Source organism: Variovorax sp. GW821-FHT10D07, from assembly GCF_059415325.1.
Genome location: NZ_JBWKMZ010000028.1, coordinates 42,947 through 56,948 on the forward strand (window position 1 = coordinate 42,947; position 14,002 = coordinate 56,948).

The 14,002-nt window shown below is 69.9% G+C and carries 11 protein-coding genes; 2 read left to right on the forward strand and 9 right to left on the reverse strand.

The features are described from left to right. Nucleotides 1-36: 36 nt before the first annotated feature. The 9 genes from AC07PU_RS41280 to AC07PU_RS41320 form a co-directional block, all read right to left on the reverse strand. The gene (locus AC07PU_RS41280) at nt 37-1,743 is read right to left on the reverse strand and encodes an amino acid ABC transporter ATP-binding/permease protein (RefSeq protein ID WP_495323554.1); all 1,707 of its coding nucleotides are present in this window, start codon (nt 1,741-1,743) and stop codon (nt 37-39) included. After that, entirely contained in the window at nt 1,740-3,425 is a 1,686-nt protein-coding gene (gene cydD, locus AC07PU_RS41285) for a thiol reductant ABC exporter subunit CydD (RefSeq protein WP_495323555.1), read from the reverse strand. The genes AC07PU_RS41280 and cydD overlap by 4 nt, the downstream gene beginning before the upstream one ends. Before the next feature lie 155 nt (nt 3,426-3,580). Next, nucleotides 3,581-4,702, reverse strand: a complete 1,122-nt coding sequence (locus AC07PU_RS41290; protein ID WP_296789385.1) for an acyltransferase family protein — start codon at nt 4,700-4,702, stop codon at nt 3,581-3,583. Between the two features lie 78 nt (nt 4,703-4,780). Beyond that, a complete protein-coding gene (locus AC07PU_RS41295) occupies nt 4,781-5,743 on the reverse strand; it encodes an NAD(P)H-dependent flavin oxidoreductase (RefSeq protein WP_093355778.1) in 963 nt (320 codons plus the stop codon). A 156-nt stretch (nt 5,744-5,899) separates the two neighbouring features. After that, entirely contained in the window at nt 5,900-7,690 is a 1,791-nt protein-coding gene (locus tag AC07PU_RS41300; protein ID WP_495323556.1) for an acyl-CoA dehydrogenase, read from the reverse strand. 74 nt (nt 7,691-7,764) lie between these two features. Further along, the gene (locus AC07PU_RS41305; RefSeq protein WP_495323557.1) at nt 7,765-8,697 is read right to left on the reverse strand and encodes an electron transfer flavoprotein subunit alpha/FixB family protein; all 933 of its coding nucleotides are present in this window, start codon (nt 8,695-8,697) and stop codon (nt 7,765-7,767) included. 14 nt (nt 8,698-8,711) lie between these two features. Beyond that, a complete protein-coding gene (locus tag AC07PU_RS41310; protein WP_203201717.1) occupies nt 8,712-9,461 on the reverse strand; it encodes an electron transfer flavoprotein subunit beta/FixA family protein in 750 nt (249 codons plus the stop codon). Between the two features lie 136 nt (nt 9,462-9,597). Then, nucleotides 9,598-10,878: a mechanosensitive ion channel family protein gene (locus AC07PU_RS41315; protein ID WP_093356142.1), complete on the reverse strand. Its 1,281-nt coding sequence runs from the start codon at nt 10,876-10,878 to the stop codon at nt 9,598-9,600. A 75-nt stretch (nt 10,879-10,953) separates the two neighbouring features. Then, a complete protein-coding gene (locus tag AC07PU_RS41320) occupies nt 10,954-11,907 on the reverse strand; it encodes a histone deacetylase family protein (protein ID WP_093356145.1) in 954 nt (317 codons plus the stop codon). Nucleotides 11,908-11,984: 77 nt separating this feature from the next. Here AC07PU_RS41320 and AC07PU_RS41325 point away from each other — a divergent pair, with 77 nt between their 5' ends. Further along, on the forward strand, nt 11,985-12,905 hold the full coding sequence (locus AC07PU_RS41325) for an AAA family ATPase (RefSeq protein WP_495323558.1): 921 nt from the start codon (nt 11,985-11,987) through the stop codon (nt 12,903-12,905). Then, on the forward strand, nt 12,902-13,879 hold the full coding sequence (locus AC07PU_RS41330; protein ID WP_093356149.1) for a DUF58 domain-containing protein: 978 nt from the start codon (nt 12,902-12,904) through the stop codon (nt 13,877-13,879). Before AC07PU_RS41325 ends, AC07PU_RS41330 begins: the two co-directional genes overlap by 4 nt. Nucleotides 13,880-14,002: the final 123 nt, after the last annotated feature.

The window sequence follows — 14,002 nt, forward strand, 5'->3', positions numbered from 1 at the left end:
TTCGTGGTGGGGTGGTTGGCGTTGCTTCGGTGTCGTTCAATCGGCGCGCAGTTGCCGCAGCGCGTGCTCGAAGGCCTCGCTGCCGCGCCGCAGGTCGGCGGCGATGCGGCCGTCCTCGATGCGCAGCAGCCGGTCGGCGAGCGCGGCCTCGCGGCGCAGGTGGGTGGCGATCACGAGCGTGCGGCCCTCGGCATGGCGCGCGAGGCGCTGCAGCACGTCGTGCGCGACCGCGGCATCGAGCGCCTCGGTGGGCTCGTCGAGCAGCCACAGCGGCACCGGGCGCAGGATGAGGCGCGCGAGCGCGAGGCGGCGCGACTGGCCGCCCGAGAGGCCGAGGCCGCCCTCGCCGAGGCGCGTGGACAGGCCGGCCGACAGGTCGCGCACGTCGTCGGCCAGGCCCGCGGCCTGCAGCACGGCCCACAGCTGTTCGTCGTCGGCGGTGGGATCGGCCAGCCGCAGGTTGTCGCGCAGCGTGTCCTCGAACAGTTCGGTGCGCTGGGTCAGCAGGCAGCAGGGCAGCGCGGCCACCTCGCCCCGGCGCGGCGCGAGTTCGCCCGCGATCACCGAGAGCAGCGTGGACTTGCCGCTGCCGCTGGGGCCGACGATGGCAACGCGCTCGCCTTCGGCGATGGCCAGCGAGAGGTCTTCGAGCGCGGGCACGGCGCTGGCGCGATGGAAGGCCTCGATGGCCGTGAGGCGCAGCGCGAGCGATGCGTCTTCCGGGAGCCTTGGCGCGACGGGCGCATCGTCCTGCGCCATGCGCGGTGCCAGGCGACGCACCGCGAGCCAGGTGCGGCCCGCGTCGAGCGCGCCGCGGCGCAGCGCGGCGAAGGGTTCGAGCGCGGTAAGCGCCACGAGCAGCGCGAGCGCGGCGGCGGGTGCGCCGATCGCGCCCTCGCCCACCAGCGCCGCCACCGCGAGCAGCACGGCCACCAGCGTGAGCGTGCCCGCGCCGCCATAGGCCAGGCCGGCCGTGCTCTCGAGACGGTTGAGCGCGAGGTCGGCGCGCGCCAGCCGGCGGTCGGCCGCGGCCAGCGCCTCGCGCTGTGCGTCGAGGCGGCCGGCCATCGCGAGCTCGGTCTGGCCGGCCACCAGGTCGGCCGCGCGCTCGCGCAGCGTCTCGATGGCGCGCGCGCGCCGCAGGGCGGGACGGCGCGCGCGGCGCGACACCGCGAAGGCCAGGCCCCAGCCCACGGCCACGAGCCAGGCCGCGAGCGCCGCGCCCATCGCGGCATGCATCGTGCCGAGCACCACGCCGGCCAGCAATGCGGCGCCGAGTGCGGCGGCGGCGGGCACCAGCAGGCGCAGGTAGAGCGATTCGAGCGCATCGATGTCGCTCGTGAGCCGGAACAGCAGGCGCGCGGGTCGCAGCGCCAGCGCGCGCGCCGCCTCGGCCCGCGCCCAGCCGCGGAACAGCCGCACGCGCAGCGCGGCCAGCGCGCCGAAGGTGGCGTCGTGCGTGACCAGCCGCTCGCCGTAGCGCGAGGCGGTGCGGCCCAGCGCCAGCAGCCGGATGCCGGCCGAGGGCGCGAACACGTCGAAGGTGAAGGCCGTGGCCGCATGCAGGCCCGCGAGCGCGGTGGCGGTGATGAACCAGCCCGAGAGGCCGAGCAACGCCATGCCCGTGAGCACGGTCACCGCGGCCAGCAGCGCGCCCCAGCGCAAGGCGCGCGACTGGGCCGCGAAGAAGGGGCGCAGCACCAGGCGCAGCTCGCCGGCGTGACGATGCGTGTTCGGCTTCATGCGGCCTTCTCCGCGGCATCGGCGCCGAGCTGCACGACGCGGTCCAGGCGCGCGGCCAGCGCAGGGTCGTGCGTCGCGACGATCAGGGTACGGCCGCGCGCGAGCGCGAGCAGCGCATCGGCCACGCGGCGCGCGGTCTCGGTGTCGAGGTGGGCGGTGGGCTCGTCGACCAGCAGCAGGTCGGCCTGCGGATGGACCGCGATGCGCGCCAGCGCGAGGCGCACGGCCTCGCCGCCCGACAGGCCCAGGCCGCCCTCGCCCAGCGCCGCGCCCGGGTGCGCCTGCGCGACAGGCTCGAGCTGCGCGAAGCGCATCGCGGCCTCGACGCTGCCCGCGTCGAGCGCGCGGCCCAGTGCGACATTGGCGGCGACAGGGCCCGCGAACACGTGCGGCTTCTGGCCCATCCAGCCGATGCGCGCGCGCAGCGCGGCGGCGGTGTGGTCGTTCATCGGCACGCCACCGATCAGGATCTCGCCCTGCTGCGCCGGCACCAGGCCCGCGAGCAGCGACAGCAGCGCGGTCTTGCCGGCACCGCTGGCACCGGCCAGCGCGATGTGCTCGCCCGCGGCGACGCGCAGCTCACGGCCTTCGAACACGTGGCGCGATTCGCCGGGCCATGCGAAGTGCAGGTCGTGCACGACCACCGAGGGCGCGGCGTTCGAGGGCTGCATCGAGACCACGTGCACGTCCGGCGCGTGGGCGCCCGGCAGCGGCAGCGCCTCGCGCTGCAGGCCCTCGAGCGCCTCGAGCGCGGCCTCGCCCGCCGCGCGGTCGTGCCACACGGCCGAGAGTTCGCGCAGCGGTTCGAAGAAGGCCGGCGCGAGCAGCAGCACGAACAGGCCCTGGCCCAGGCTCAGCGGCCCGTTCCAGGTGCCGAAGCCCAGCGTGCCCAGCAGATGGAAGCCGACGTAGACCGCCACCATCGCCACGCCCAGCGCCGAGAACAGCTCGAGCACGGCCGAGGACAGGAAGGCGATGCGCAGCACGGCCATGGTGCGTTCGCGCAGCGACTGCGCCGAGTCGGCGAGCCGCGCCGCGGTGGCATCGACCGCGCCGAGCGCGCGCAGGGTCGCGAGGCCGCGCAGGCGATCGAGCAGGAAGGCGTTCATGCCGCCCATCTGCACCATCTGCGCCTCGCTGGCCGCCTTGGCGCGCCAGCCGACGATGGCCATGAACAGCGGGATCAGCGGCGCCGCGAACAGCAGCACCAGCGCCGCCACCCAGGTCTGGCTCGCGACCGCGGCGAGGATCGCGAGCGGCACCACGGTGGCGCGCCAGCGCGCGGGCTGGTAGCGCACCAGGTACGGCACCAGCGCCTCGGCCTGCTCGGCCAGCGCGCTCGCGGCCAGGCCCGAGGGCACGCGGCCGCGGTCGAGCGGCGAGGCACCGGCCAGTGCCTCCGCGGCCTGGGCGCGCAAGTCCGAGAGCCGAGCGCGGGCCCGACCGAAGGTGCGCCGCGCGCCCCAGGCTTCGCAGGCGGCACGCAGCCAGCCGAACAAGAGGATGCCGAGCGCGGGCCACAGCACCGCGGCCAGCCCGCCGCCATCGGCCAGCGCCTGCACCGCCCAGGCCAGCAGCGCCGCCTGCGGCAGCCACAACAGCGCGGCCGCGCCCTGCACCACGCCGCCGATCTCCGGCCGGGCCAGGGCACGCAGGGGTCGACGGTGGGCGGAAGGGTTCATCTGTTTTTGATTTCGTGAATTTTCAGTATTTACTGAAATTTCCACAATGATACCGAAAACCTGACCGGACAGCGAGCACGGCGAAGCCTGCCCGCTTCGCCGGGCGGGCGCAAGTCAACGAAGGAACGCGTGCGGCCGCAATGGCCGGCGGGATCTCAGTGCGAGACGACGATGCCGCTGATCAGCAGCCCCGCGAACAGCGCGGCGACGGCGCGCCACGAGGCCGGCCGGGTCTCGACCCAGCGGTACAGCAGCGCGGCCGCGGCGATCGACAGGCCGAAGGTCGCGAGCATGCCGAGCCCGTCGACCCAGGGCGCGTGCGGCCCGAGCCGCACCACGGCGGCATTCACCGCGAGCAGCACCGGGAAGTGGATCAGGAACAGCGAATAGGACATGCGCCCCAGCCGCTGCAGCGCGACCGCCGCCAGCGGCCAGCGCGGCGGTGACAGCCACTGCCGCCGCTGCGCCACCGCGATCAGCAGCGCCGTGACCAGCGCGGTCGCGATGCGGCTGCGCCATTCGAGCGCCAGCGCGCCCGTGCCCACCAGCAGCAGCAAGGCGACCGCGCTCTGCCAGGTGCTCGCGCGCGTGGCGCGTCCGATCCAGAACACCAGCATGCCGAGGCCGTAGGCGCCGAAGAAATAGAAGGCGGTGTCGTCGAGTTCGGCATCGCGGTTGAACAGCGCCAGCGACGCGACGGCCACGCCGAGCACCAGCAGCACCGCGAGCCAGCGCCGGCGCGCGGCTTCGCCGGGCCGGCGTGCCTGGTCGGCCGAGGGCGCGAGCAGCGCCGGCAGGCCGATCAACGTGAGCGCCAGCGCGAACAGCTGGAAGTCGATCGCCACGTACCAGACGCCGGTGGACAGCGCCTCGTAGCCCAGCAGGTCCTGCAGCAGCAGCCCGTGCGCGAGCAACTGGCCGATGCTCGGCGAGGCCGGTACGAGGTCGGCGTCGAGCCAGGGCCGCACCGCGGCCGCCACCAGCACGCAGACGGTGAGCGCGGCGAGGTAGGGCATCACCAGCCGGCCGTAGCGCTGCACGATGCGCACCAGCGGGCGATCGATGCGCAGCAGCCCGTCGGGCGCGAGGCTGGCCGCGGCGAGGAAGCCGGCGATCACCAGGAAGATCTGGACCGCGAGCCGCCCGTCGCTGGCCAGCCAGCCGAGGAAATCGGGCGCGAGCGACAACGCGCCCGCGGGCATCGGTCCGTAGCGCGACAAGTGATGCCCGACGATCACCGCGCAGGCGAGGCCCTTGGCCGCGTCGAGCAGCGGCATGCGCTCCCGCCGCGCGGCGGGAGCAGGCGCGGCACTCGCCGCCGGGGCCGGCAGGTCGTTCACGCTAGGAACGCGTTCTCAAAGCGCGAGCCGCTGGCGAGCCTCCTGGTATTCGCGCTTGAGCTTCTCGATGAAGACGCCGGCGCTCGACACCTCGCTGATCGCGCCGATGCCCTGGCCCGAGCCCCAGATGTCCTTCCAGGCCTTGGCCTTGCTGCCATCGCCGCCCGAGAAGCTCATGGTCTTCACGTCGCCCTCGGGCAGGTTCGCCGGGTCCATGCCGGCGTTGACGATGCTGGGCGCGAGGTAGTTGCCGTGCACGCCGGTGAACAGGCTCGAGTAGACGATGTCGTCCGAAGTGCCCTCGACGATGGCCTGCTTGTAGGCGTCGCTCGCGCGCGCTTCCTCGGTCGCGATGAAGGCGGTGCCGATGTAGGCGAAGTCCGCGCCCATGGCCTGCGCCGCGAGCACCGCGCCGCCGGTGGCGATAGCGCCCGACAGCGCGATCGGGCCGTCGAACCACTGGCGGATTTCCTGGATCAGCGCGAACGGGCTCTTGATGCCCGCATGGCCGCCGGCACCGGCCGCCACCGCGACGATGCCGTCGGCGCCCTTCTCGATCGCCTTCTGCGCGAACTTGTTGTTGATCACGTCGTGCAAGGTCACGCCGCCGTAGCTGTGGACCGCGTCGTTGACGTCGGTGCGCGCGCCCAGCGAGGTGATGACGATCGGCACCTTGTACTTCACGACCATCTCCATGTCGTGCTCGAGGCGGTCGTTGCTCTTGTGCACGATCTGGTTGATGGCGAAGGGCGCGGCGGGTTTGTCGGGGTTGGCCTTGTTGTAGGCCGCGAGCTCCTCGGTGATCTCGATCAGCCACTCCTCGAGCTGCGCCGCGGGCCGCGCGTTGAGCGCCGGCATCGAGCCGACCACGCCGGCCTTGCATTGCGCGATCACGAGCTTGGGGTTGCTGATGATGAACAGCGGCGAGCCGATGATCGGCAGCGGCAGGTTCGCGAGCACGGGGGGCAGTTTCGACATGGTCGTTGTCTCAGGGGTTGTTGAATTCGGAAGCGGACAGCCGGACGCGGAGGACGCGAAGATTCCGCGAAGTGTGCAAAAGCAAAACCAAATTTTGATTTCTCTTTCGCGTCCTTTGCGTAACCTTTGCGACCTTCGCGTACGGAAGTCCGGATGTCAGAAGGCCTCGAGCGCCAGCGCGTTCACGCTCTCGGCGCCGTCGACGATGCTGTCGCGCAGGCCCGGCGCCTTCGCGAGGATGTGCTCGGCATAGAAGCGCGCGGTCGTGATCTTGGCCTGCATGAAGTCGACGTCGACGTTGTGCGAGGCCTGGTCCTGCGCCACGATCAACGAACGCGCGAGCTGCCAGCCGGCCACCAGGTTGCCCGCGAGCATCAGGTAGGGCACGCTGCCCGCGAACACCGCGTTGGGCGAAGCCTTGGTATGGCCCGCGACGAAATCCACCACCTCGACGAAGGCCTCGCGCGCGGCTTTCAGGCGCTTGAGCACGGCCTTGGCGGCGGCGCTGTCGTTCTTCGCGAGCTCGGCCTCGGTCTTCTCGATCTGCGCGGCGATGGCCTTGGCGGTCTGGCCGCCGTCGCGCGCGGTCTTGCGGCCCACGAGGTCGTTGGCCTGGATCGCGGTCGTGCCTTCGTAGATCGTGAGGATCTTCGCGTCGCGGTAGTACTGCGCCGCGCCGGTCTCCTCGATGAAGCCCATGCCGCCATGCACCTGCACGCCCAGCGAGGTCACCTCGAGGCTCATCTCGGTGCTGTAGCCCTTGACCAGCGGCACCATGAATTCGTAGAAGGCCTGGTTCTGCTTGCGCGCGTCGGCATCGGGATGGTGGTGCGCGGCGTCGTAGGCCGCGGCGGCCACGCTGGCCATCGCGCGGCAGCCTTCGGTGTAGGCACGCATGGTCATCAGCATGCGCTTCACGTCGGGGTGATGGATGATCGCCGCGCTGGCGTTGATCGAGCCGTCGACCGGACGGCTCTGCACGCGCTCCCTGGCATAGGCCACGGCATGCTGGTAGGCGCGCTCGGCGATCGCGATGCCCTGCATGCCCACCGCGTAGCGGGCCGAGTTCATCATGATGAACATGTACTCGAGGCCGCGGTTCTCCTGGCCCACGAGATAGCCGACGGCACCGCCATGGTCGCCGTACTGCAGCACCGCGGTCGGCGAGGCCTTGATGCCCATCTTGTGCTCGATGCTCACGCAGTGCACGTCGTTGCGCGCGCCCGGCGAACCGTCGGCGTTCAGCAGGAACTTCGGCACCACGAACAGGCTGATGCCCTTCACGCCCTCGGGCGCGCCGCTCACGCGCGCCAGCACGAGGTGCACGATGTTCTCGGCCATGTCGTGCTCGCCGTAGGTGATGAAGATCTTGGTGCCGAAGACCTTGTAGCTGCCGTCGGGCTGCGGCTCGGCGCGGCTGCGCACCAGCGCGAGGTCGCTGCCGGCCTGCGGCTCGGTGAGGTTCATCGTGCCGGTCCACTGGCCGCTCACGAGCTTCTCGAGGTAGGTGGCCTTGAGCTCGTCGGAGCCCGCGGTCAGCAGCGCCTCGATGGCACCGTCGCTGAGCAGCGGGCACAACGCGAAGCTCATGTTGGCCGAGTTCAGCATCTCGCCGCAGGCGGCGCCGATGGTCTTGGGCAGGCCCTGGCCGCCGAAGTCGGCCGGATGCTGCAGGCCCTGCCAGCCGCCCGACACGTACTGCGCGAAGGCTTCCTTGAAGCCGGCCGTGGTCGTGACCTCGCCGTCCTTGAACGACGAGGGATTGCGGTCGCCCGCGACGTTGAGCGGCGCGATCACGTCCTGGTTGAAGCGCGCGCATTCCTCGAGCACGGCCTGCGCGGTCTCGAGGCCGGCGTCCTCGAAGCCGGGCAGCTTGGCGATCTCGCCGATGTTGGCCAGGTGCTCGATGTCGAACAGCATGTCCTTGAGGGGGGCGGTGTAGCTCATCTCATGTCTCCCGATACTGCGGATGTGAAAAGGGCATCGCGAACGATGCCCTCTGGCTCAATGCAATGGCGCGATCAGAGCGCCTTGACCAGTTCCGGCACGGCCGTGAACAGGTCGGCCACGAGGCCGTAGTCGGCCACCGAGAAGATCGGCGCTTCCTCGTCCTTGTTGATCGCCACGATCACCTTGGAGTCCTTCATGCCGGCCAGATGCTGGATCGCACCCGAGATGCCCGCTGCGATGTACAGCTGCGGCGCGACGATCTTGCCGGTCTGGCCCACTTGCCAGTCGTTCGGCGCGTAGCCCGCGTCGACGGCGGCGCGGCTGGCACCCAGGCCCGCGTTGAGCTTGTCGGCCAGCGGCGCCATCACTTCGGTGAACTTCTCGGCGCTGCCCAAGGCGCGGCCGCCCGAGACGATGATCTTGGCGGCCGTCAGTTCGGGGCGCTCGCTCTTCGTGACTTCACGGCCGACGAAGCTGCTCTTGCCGCTGTCGGTCACGCCTTCGGCCGTTTCGACCGTTGCGCTGCCACCGGTGGCGGCGGCCGCATCGAAGCCGGTGGTGCGAACGGTGATGACCTTGGTCGCATCGCTGCTCTGCACGGTGGCGATGGCGTTGCCGGCGTAGATCGGACGCTCGAAGGTGTCGGGGCTGTCGACCTTGGTGATGTCGCTGATCTGCGCGACGTCGAGCTTGGCCGCCACGCGCGGCGCGACGTTCTTGCCGTTGGCGGTCGAGGGGAACAGGATGTGGCTGTAGTTGGAAGCGATCGCGAGGACTTGCGCCGCGACGTTCTCGGCCAGGTTCTCGGCGAGGCTCGGGCTGTCGGCTGCGATGACCTTGGTGACACCGGCGATCTGGGCAGCGGCCTTGGCGGCTTCTGCCGCGTTGGCGCCGGCCACGAGCACGTGGACGTCGCCACCGCAGGCGAGTGCAGCGGTCACGGTGTTGAGGGTGGCCGGCTTGATGCTGGCCTGGTCGTGTTCGGCAATGACGAGTGCGGTCATGTTCGTTGTCTTCCTCAGATCACTTTGGCTTCGTTCTTCAGCTTGTCCACCAGGGTCGCCACATCGGGCACCTTGATGCCGGCGCCGCGCTTCGGCGGTTCCGAGACCTTCAGGGTCTTCAGGCGCGGCTTGACGTCCACGCCGAGGTCCTCGGGCTTGAAGGTATCGAGCTGCTTCTTCTTGGCCTTCATGATGTTGGGCAGCGTGACGTAGCGCGGCTCGTTGAGGCGCAGGTCGGTCGTGATGACGGCCGGCAGCGTGAGCGAGACGGTCTCGAGGCCACCGTCGACTTCACGGGTCACGTTGGCTTTGTCACCGGCGACTTCGACCTTCGAAGCGAAAGTGGCTTGCGGCAGGTCGGCCAAGGCAGCCAGCATCTGGCCAGTCTGGTTGGCATCGTCGTCGATGGCCTGCTTGCCGAGAATGATCAGCTGCGGCTGCTCCTTGTCGACCAGCGCCTTGAGCAGCTTGGCCACGGCCAGGGGCTGCAGCTCTTCCGAGGTCTCGACCAGGATGCCGCGGTCGGCGCCGATGGCCATCGCGGTGCGCAGGGTTTCCTGCGACTTGGCATCGCCGCACGAGACGGCGATGACCTCGGTCACCACGCCCTTCTCCTTCAGGCGCACGGCCTCTTCGACGGCGATCTCGTCGAAGGGGTTCATGCTCATCTTGACGTTGGCGATGTCCACGCCCGTGCCGTCGCTCTTGACGCGCACCTTCACGTTGTAGTCGACGACCCGTTTGACAGGCACAAGAACCTTCATTGACTTGACTCCATTGGGATTGCAAAAAGGGGGCTTCGAGAGCAACCGGTCATTCTAGGACGCGACCTTTGCCGTCTCTGATCTGATTCCGATTCACGCCGCGGGGCGAAAAAAGAACGGTCGTGCTTTTCCTCGATTATAGAGCAGCGTCCGCCGGCGGCGAAATCCCGGGTGGCAGCGACTCCACACGCAGCACGCGCTGCGGATAGGGAATGTCGATCTTCGCGGCGCGCAGGCCTTCGAGGATCGCGACGTTGATCGCCGAGCGCAGGTTGTCCTTGCCCTTGTCGGGATCGGCGACCCAGAAGTTCAGCGTGAACTCCAGCCCGTCGGGCGCGAAGTTCATCAGGAAGGCCACCGGCGCCGGGTCGGTCATCACGCGCGACTGGGCCTTGGCGGCATCGCAGAGGATGGCCTGCACCTGCGCCACGTCGCTCTCGTAGCCGACCACGATGCTGGTCGTGATGTTGAACTTGCGGTCCGCGATCGAGAGGTTCTCCACGCGCGAGGTGATCAGCGACTCGTTCGGCACGATCGCCTCGCGGCCGTTGCCGGCGCGGATCAGCGTGTAGCGGGTCTTGATGTCGGTGATGCGGCCCTCGAAGGTGTCGACCTTGACGTTGTCGCCGATGCGGATCGAGCGCTCGAGCAGGATCACGAAGCCGCTGACGTAGTTGGCCGCCAGCTTCTGCAGGCCGAAACCCAGGCCGACGCCGAGCGCGCCGCCGAGCACCGACAGCGCCGTGAGGTCCACGCCCACCGCCGACAGCGCGAACAGCAGGCCCACGAGCAGCAGCAGCGCGCGCACCGCGTTCGACGCCACCTTGCGCATCGACAGGTCGGTGACGGCCTCGCGCAGGATGCGCTTCTCGATCGTCGAGGCGATCCACAGCGCGATCACCAGCACCAGGCCGGCCGACAGCGCGCCCTGGATGATGGTCTGCAGGCTCACCTTGGTCTTGCCGAAGGCCAGCGTGATGTCGTCGAGCTCGGCCAGCACCGGCGGCAGCAGGCCGATGATCCAGAGCACGGCCGCGAGCCAGGCCAGCCACGAGATGGTGCGCTCGAGCAGCCGCACGAGATTGGAGGCCGGGAATACGGCGCGCAGCACGCGCGCGAACAGCCGGATGACGGCCAGCGACAGGAACACCGAGACGCCGATGCGCAGCACCAGGATGGTCTGGTACTCGGCCACCAGCCGCCGCGCGAGCTCGGCGAACACCAGCGCCATGAGCGGGAACAGCACGCCGTCGAAGGTGCGCTCGCCGAACCAGATCGAGTCCTTGGGCTGGTCGCGCCCGAACCAGCGGCAGATGCCCCAGGCCAGGGCGATGCAGGCGGCGAGCGCGGCCAGCTCGATGGCGATGCCGCGCGCATCGACCTGCGCGAGTCGTTGGGTGAAGTCGTTGAAGTTCATCTCTTGCAGCAAAAGGGGCCGGGCCCACACACGGCGCGCTCGGCGCACCACCGGGGTGCGCCCGCGCCCTTCGGATCAGAGGTCGGCCAGCACCCGGATGTGCGCTTCCACGCTGCGCGCGAGCGCGTCGAGGTTGTAGCCGCCCTCGAGCATCGAGACGATGCGTCCGCGCGAATGGCGGCGCGCCACGTCGCGGATGCGGTCGGTGATCCAGGCGAAGTCGTTCTCGTTGAGACCGAGCTGCCCGAGATCGTCTTCCCGGTGCGCATCGAAACCGGCGCTCACGAACACCATCTGCGGCCGGAACGCCTCGAGCCGGGGCATCCAGATCGCCTCGATCATCTCGCGCACGTCCATGCCCTTGGTGTAGGCCGGGATCGGCAGGTTGAGCATGTTCGATGCCGGATGCTCGGTGCCGCTGTAGGGATAGAACGGGTGCTGGAAGAAGCCGACCATCAGCACGCGCGGATCGTCCGACAGGATGTTCTCGGTGCCGTTGCCGTGGTGCACGTCGAAGTCGACCACGGCCACGCGGTCGAAGCCGTGCACCTCGAGCGCATGGCGCGCCGCGATCGCGACGTTGTTGAGGAAGCAGAAGCCCATCGCCTGCTCGCGGCAGGCATGGTGGCCGGGCGGACGCACGGCGCAGAAGGCGTTCTCGACCTCGCCGGCGATCACCGCGTCGGTGGCGGCGATGGCCGCCCCGGCGGCGCGCCGGGCCGCCAGCAGCGTGAAGCGGTTGAGCGCGGTGTCGGGGTCGATGTGCGCATGGTCGGGGCCGCCGACCGGCTCGTCGGCCACCAGCCGCTGGTGCAGCGCCTCGAGGTATTCGACGTGTTCGGTGCTGTGCGCCCGGGTGATCTGCGGCAGCGTGGCCAGCGGGACGTCGCGCCGCTCGAGCGCATCGCCGACGCCGGTGGCGAGCAGCCGGTCCTCGATGGCATCCAGGCGCTCGGGGCATTCGGGATGACCCCGGCCCATGTCGTGCTTCCAGCAGTCGCGATGAGTGAAGTAACCGGTCTTGCCCATGTCTCGGTGTCGCGTCTAGACCTCACGCGGCGCGGGGCTGCCGGGTCTTACGGTATCGTTTGCATATGGATACAAATATGGACGTTGCCGCGAAGCTTGCCACTTTGCTGAGCCAGCTTAACACGGTGATCGTGGGCAAGGAGGCCCAGGTGCGCGACTGCGTGGCCTGCCTGCTGGCCGGCGGCCACCTGTTGATCGAGGACGTGCCCGGGGTCGGCAAGACCACCCTGGCCCATGCGCTCTCGCACACCTTCGGCCTGCAGTTCTCGCGCGTGCAGTTCACGGCCGACCTGATGCCGGGCGACCTCTCGGGCGTGGCGATCTACGACCGCGGCCAGCAGGCCTTCGTGTTCCATCCGGGCCCGATCTTCTCGCAGGTGCTGCTGGCCGACGAGATCAACCGCGCCAGCCCCAAGACCCAGAGCGCGCTGCTCGAGGCGATGGAGGAGAAGCAGGTCACGATCGAGGGCGAGACCCGCCCCCTGCCCACCCCCTTCTTCGTGATCGCCACGCAGAACCCGCAGGACCAGCTCGGCACCTTCGCGCTGCCCGAGTCGCAGCTCGACCGCTTCCTGATGCGCATCTCGCTCGGCTACCCCGACCGCGCCGCCGAGCGCCTGCTGCTGTCCGGCATCGACCGCCGCGAGATGCTGGCCACCCTGCCCGCGCTGCTCACGCCCGGCGAGCTGACCGCGCTGCAGCAGCGCGTGCAGCAGGTGCATGCGGCCGAGCCGCTTTTGAACTACGTGCAGGACCTGATCGCCGCCACCCGTTCGGGCCGCTGGTTCCTGCAGGGCCTGTCGCCGCGCGCCGGCATCGCCGTGCTGCGCGCCGCCAAGGCCCAGGCCCTGCTCGCCAACCGCCACTACGTCGCGCCCGACGACGTGCAGGCCGTGCTGCCGCAGACCGTGGCGCACCGCCTCACGCCGGTCGGCGATGCCGGCCGCGGCGCGGTCGAGCAGGTGCGGGCGATGATCGCGGCGGTGCCGCTGCCGTGAACGCCGTCGGCGCCATCCGCTCGCGCATCGACGGCTGGTTCCTCTCGCGCCGGCCGCCGTCGGACACGCTCGAGCTCACGCAGCGCAACGTCTACATCGTGCCCACGCGCGCCGGCTGGACCCTGGCGCTCACGCTGCTGGTGCTGCTGGTGGCGTCGATCAATTACCAGCTCAACCTCGGCTACCTGCTGACCTTCCTGCTCGCGGGCAGCGTGGCGGTGGGCATGCACGTGTGCCACGGCACGTTGCGCGGGCTGGCGATGCACCTGATGCCGCCCGATGCGCATTACGCGGGGAGCGCGGCGGTGTTCCGGGTGGTGCTGCACAACGCGCGGCGCGGGGTGCGCTACGGGATCGGGATGGCGGTGCGCGGCAGCGGGCAATGGGCCTGGACCGATGTGCCGGCGCAGGGCAGTTCGACGGTGGAGATCGCTTTTCTGCCGGAGCGAAGGGGGTTGCATCCGGTGCCGGCGTTGACGGCGGAGACGCGGTTTCCGCTGGGCACTTTTCGGGTGTGGACGGTGTGGCGGCCGGCTTCTCGGATGCTGGTGTATCCGGCGCCTGAGGTGCATCCGCCGCCCTTGCCTGCCGGTGAGCCGTTGTCGGGGTCTGCGGCTGTTTCTTCTGTTGTGCGGTCTCTGGGGGCTGGGGAGTATGACGGGGTGCGGGCTTATCGGCGGGGGGATCCGTTGAAGCTGGTGGTCTGGAAGAAGGCGGCGCAGGCGTTGGCTGCGGGGTCCGAGGAGTTCGTTAGTCGGGATGCTCAGCAGACGCAACGCGAAGAGCTTTGGCTGGATGCGCAGGCTACTGGGTTGGGTGATGTCGAAGGGCGGGTTTCTCGGTTGTGTGCCTGGGTGTTGATGGCGGATCGGTTGGGGGTGGACTATGGGGTTCGTGTTGGCGGGCGGGTGTTGAAGCCTTCGCAAGGGGAGGCGCATCGGAGGGCTTGTCTGGAGATGCTGGCTCTATGTTGACTTCCTGGGTTTGGGTTGTTCTTGGCTTTGCTCTTCTTGCGAAGGGCGTTGGCCGGGTCTCGCCCCGGCGGGCGACTTACTTTCTTTGTCTCGCCAAAGAAAGTAAGCAAAGAAAGGCGACCC

Excerpts from the sequence above, each read along its gene's own strand:
- AC07PU_RS41300 (WP_495323556.1), bottom strand. The coding sequence starts at position 7,690 with ATGAGCTACACCGCCCCCCTCAAGGACATGCTGTTCGACATCGAGCAC.
- AC07PU_RS41325 (WP_495323558.1), top strand. The coding sequence starts at position 11,985 with ATGGACGTTGCCGCGAAGCTTGCCACTTTGCTGAGCCAGCTTAACACG.
- AC07PU_RS41290 (WP_296789385.1), bottom strand. The coding sequence starts at position 4,702 with ATGCCGCTGCTCGACGCGGCCAAGGGCCTCGCCTGCGCGGTGATCGTC.
- AC07PU_RS41305 (WP_495323557.1), bottom strand. The coding sequence starts at position 8,697 with ATGACCGCACTCGTCATTGCCGAACACGACCAGGCCAGCATCAAGCCG.
- AC07PU_RS41320 (WP_093356145.1), bottom strand. The coding sequence starts at position 11,907 with ATGGGCAAGACCGGTTACTTCACTCATCGCGACTGCTGGAAGCACGAC.
- cydD (WP_495323555.1), bottom strand. The coding sequence starts at position 3,425 with ATGAACCCTTCCGCCCACCGTCGACCCCTGCGTGCCCTGGCCCGGCCG.
- AC07PU_RS41280 (WP_495323554.1), bottom strand. The coding sequence starts at position 1,743 with ATGAAGCCGAACACGCATCGTCACGCCGGCGAGCTGCGCCTGGTGCTG.
- AC07PU_RS41315 (WP_093356142.1), bottom strand. The coding sequence starts at position 10,878 with ATGAACTTCAACGACTTCACCCAACGACTCGCGCAGGTCGATGCGCGC.
- AC07PU_RS41310 (WP_203201717.1), bottom strand. The coding sequence starts at position 9,461 with ATGAAGGTTCTTGTGCCTGTCAAACGGGTCGTCGACTACAACGTGAAG.
- AC07PU_RS41295 (WP_093355778.1), bottom strand. The coding sequence starts at position 5,743 with ATGTCGAAACTGCCCCCCGTGCTCGCGAACCTGCCGCTGCCGATCATC.